The following is a 3,484-nucleotide window of genomic DNA, read 5'->3' on the forward strand; positions in this document are numbered from 1 at the left end:
AGGCCACAACGCCGCGCAGGCGGCCCTGGAGACCCTCGGCGGCTGATGCCTCGAACCCGGCCCGATTTCACCCCGCCCGTCATTCGCTGGTAGCGTTTCGCCCTGCTTCACCAGATGCACCTCTAGCTCAATTGGCAGAGCAGCTGACTCTTAATCAGCGGGTTCCCGGTTCGAGTCCGGGGAGGTGTACCAAACACGAAGGCCCGGTCATCAGACCGGGCCTTCGTGCGTTTCACGACGCTTGCCGAGCAGTCCCCCACCCCACAGGGCCCAGAGCACCAGGACGGGCTGGAAGAACAGCCGCGCGAGCCGTTTCCCGTCCGTGTCGAGGCCGAACGCGTCGTTGCCTTCGACGTACTGCGCGATGTTGCCGGGGAAGATCGCGACGAAGAACGCCGCCAGCAGTCCCCCGATGAGCCGACGGCGCTTCGGCAGGGCGACGAACGCCGCACCGAGGCCGATCTCGACCGCCCCCGACGCCAGGACGACGAGGTCCTTGTCGATCGGGAACCAGTCCGGCACCTGGGCGCGGAACTCCTGGCGCGCGGTCGTCAGATGGGTGACACCTGCCACCGCCATCGTCGTACCGAGGACGATCCGGGCGGTGGTCTGCGCAAGGCTCACACCCGGCACGGTACCCGGGACGACGCGGTCAGCCCCGCGGGAAGACGGTGAAGTTCTGGGCGCGGTTGAGGAGGCCCCGGGGCAGCTGCCCGATGCCCAGCACCGCGAGCGCAAGGTTCGCGATCGCGCCGGTGAAGATCGGCTGCGGACCTGTGTAGGAACCCCGGGCGACCCCGGGGTTGGTCAGCAACGGGTTCATGGCATAGAGGTCGCCGCCCGCCTCCACGCCGTTACCCCAGACGAGGACCGGGACCTGGTAGCGCAGGAGCGACGCCTCGTTGCCCGAACCGGCGCCGGAGCCGGAGGTCACGACCACGAGCGTGCTCCTGACCAGCGCAGCGTTGCCCTTGACCGTGTTGATGATCCGCCCGACGTAGGTGTCGGCGATCTTCACCGCTCGCTGGTACTGCGCGCTGGAGTAGCCGTACCTGGCGCCGATCCGACCGAGATCGGCGAGCTGCACGTAGGAGAACGCCGCCGGACGGACGTTGAGGTCGGTACGGACCTGCGACACCAGCGCACCGTCGCCGGTCGTCCGGACGGTGCGGGTGATCTTGTCGCGCCCGTTGTCCTGCCCGAAGTTGTCACCGCCACCGTTGGTCGCGTTCCAGGAGCGGTCGAGCGCCGTCGCAGCAGGGTCCGACGAGTAGAGCGCCGTGCTGCGGCCGCGGTTGTGGACCATGTCGAAGACGCTCGACATGTACTGCCCCGTGACAGCGTGCGGCGTCGTGCCCGGATCAGTGGCGGTCGACATCCCGTGTCCGCCCGCCGGGACATAGATCGGCCGCGCCGTGAGGAGGCTGAAGGCGTTCGGCAACGGCGTCACGCGTTCGATGGCGGTTCGAGCGTTCAGGGTGCTGGCGCCCTTGGCCCGGATGCTGCGCAGGTTCGGCACCAGCGGCGCCGCCGCGTCGGCTCCGATCAAGCCGGAGCGCAGGCCCTCGATCGAGATCACCACCACGCGCTTGATGCCACGCGAACGCGCCCACCGCGGCGGGATGTCGACGTTGGCGATGATGATGGGGTGGTCGGTGGTCGCCTTCACCAGCGAGTCCCGGAGCGCCTGGTAGCCCCAGAACGTCACGTCGGGAGTCGCCGTGACCCAGTCGATCTGGGAGCGGGGCGGCGCCGTGCAGGTCGACCCGGAGATGTAGCCGCCGGGCTGGGCCGACTCGAGCTCGGTGCCCTTCATGACCGGGCAGATGAAGTCGGAGCGTTCGTTCATGTCGCCGGTGAGGAAGACCGGGATCGTCGGGTTGGCGGCGCGCAGCTTGTTGACCAGCGCGATCTCGGCCCGGGTCGCGGCATTGCGGTAGGCCTCGGCGTTGCCGAAGGTGTCGGCCGGATTGTGGACGTTGATGAACCACGCGCGCTCACCGCTCGACCGGTGCTGGAGCAGCACGTACGGCATCTGGATGAGCTTGCCGTAGAAGTACGGCACGCCGAAGGTGTGCTTCTCGACGGCGATGAAGGTGTTGTTGCGCCAGCTGATCGAGTTGTGGCCCGCCGAGTCCGTCATGGTGTTGAGCGGATAGGTGAGCCAGGTGGGCGACGCGATCTTCTCCCACAGGTCCTGCTGGGAGCCGTGCATCTCCTGGAAGCCGACGACGTCGATGCCGTTGTTCGTCAGGACCTGCAGTGCGCGCTGGAGCCGGACCGGGGACTTGGCATATCCCTTGCGCGGGTTCGCGCCGTCAGTGTGACCTGCACCGAGGATGTTGAATGACGCGACCTGGAAACGAGCCGAGGTGGTGGCGGCAGGCAGGGCGGCAGAACTCTCCGGTGCGCCGACCACTTCGGCGTCGCGATCGGGCGTCGAGGACTGCACGGCCGTGAGAGCCGCAGCTCCCAGGGCAGTGGTCACCGCCACGGCAACAAGTCCGAGGGCGGCCCGGCGGCGCAGTTCCATGACGCTTCCTTTTCTCCGCGCACCCGAGGACGATTGATGGTGCGGGTGAGGATGACGTGGTCTGTGTGACAGTTGATGCTACGTCAGACCCGTCGATGCGTCAGCCCCATCGGCCACAGGGGTACCAGACCTGAGTCCTCGGGGTGCGGTCGGTCGCCTACGACGAGTGGTGGAACAGCAGTTCCTCAGCCAGTACGACGCCCGCGCTCTCGAGCTCGCGAGGACTCATCACGAACGCGTCCGGCCCGGCAGCCAGGAGGAGCATGCCGACACGGCGGTCGAGCGGCGGGAGCAGCTCGAGGTCGACGACGACGGACTCCTCGTCGTCCGACACGTTGGTGACCTTCTCCGCGTAGAAGTCCGCCGCCCAGCGCGCGCTCTGCGGGAGCACCATCTGGACCGTCGTGGTCGCGCGCTTCTCCTCGAGGCGGGCGCCGAGGTCCTCGGGGAGCTCGAAGCCACGCTCCAGCGGCTCGACGGAGCGGACGTTGGAGATCAGGAAGGTCCGCAGCTGACCGTTCTCGTCGGCCGGACCGGCGTCGACCTCCCAGCCGCGTCGGGTCTGCACGAGCCGGTAGGGCTCGATCTCGCGGTCGGTGACCCCGTGGTCCCAGGCGCGGGAGTAGACGATGCGCACGGCCTTCTGGGCGCGCTGCGCCTTCTGCAGGGCCGGCAGGAGACGGTTCCACGCCCGCACGTCCGGCACGCCCGAGGCCTCGCCGAACATCGTCTCGGCGAGCACGTCGATCGCCTCGCCGAGCTCGGTGTTGTCGGGCTCGATGTCGAGCAGGGCCAGGGCGGCGGTGTAGACGAGACCGAGCTCGCCGGCGTCGACGTACTCCACACCGAGGTCGGCAGGACCCTCGGCAACCATCCGCACGATGCCCGCGGTGCCGGGGTCCTCGGAGCTGCCGTCGGGACCGATGAACTCGAGCACGTCCGGGCGCGACA

3 protein-coding genes and 1 tRNA gene are annotated in these 3,484 nt (G+C 68.5%); 1 reads left to right on the plus strand and 3 read right to left on the minus strand.

What is annotated here, in order from left to right; all coding sequences use genetic code 11:
- Positions 1 to 116: 116 nt before the first annotated feature.
- A tRNA-Lys gene (locus tag ACOADB_RS03880) sits at positions 117 to 192 on the plus strand.
- Positions 193 to 210: 18 nt separating this feature from the next.
- On the opposite strand, the gene ACOADB_RS03885 is transcribed toward ACOADB_RS03880, so the two are convergent.
- From ACOADB_RS03885 to ACOADB_RS03895, 3 genes are all read right to left on the minus strand, one after another.
- Positions 211 to 579 carry a hypothetical protein gene (locus ACOADB_RS03885; protein WP_378596645.1) on the minus strand — a complete coding sequence of 123 codons (369 nt, stop codon included), beginning with the start codon at positions 577 to 579 and terminating at the stop codon, positions 211 to 213.
- A 73-nt stretch (positions 580 to 652) separates the two neighbouring features.
- Complete coding sequence (locus tag ACOADB_RS03890) at positions 653 to 2,533, minus strand: endonuclease/exonuclease/phosphatase family protein (RefSeq protein ID WP_378596617.1); 1,881 nt, start codon at positions 2,531 to 2,533, stop codon at positions 653 to 655.
- Positions 2,534 to 2,690: 157 nt separating this feature from the next.
- Positions 2,691 to 3,484 (minus strand): helix-turn-helix transcriptional regulator (locus ACOADB_RS03895; protein WP_378596618.1); only part of this gene is annotated, 794 nt, incomplete at its 5' end.

Source organism: Nocardioides sp. CPCC 206348 (genome assembly GCF_048654705.1).
Classification (GTDB): domain Bacteria; phylum Actinomycetota; class Actinomycetes; order Propionibacteriales; family Nocardioidaceae; genus Nocardioides.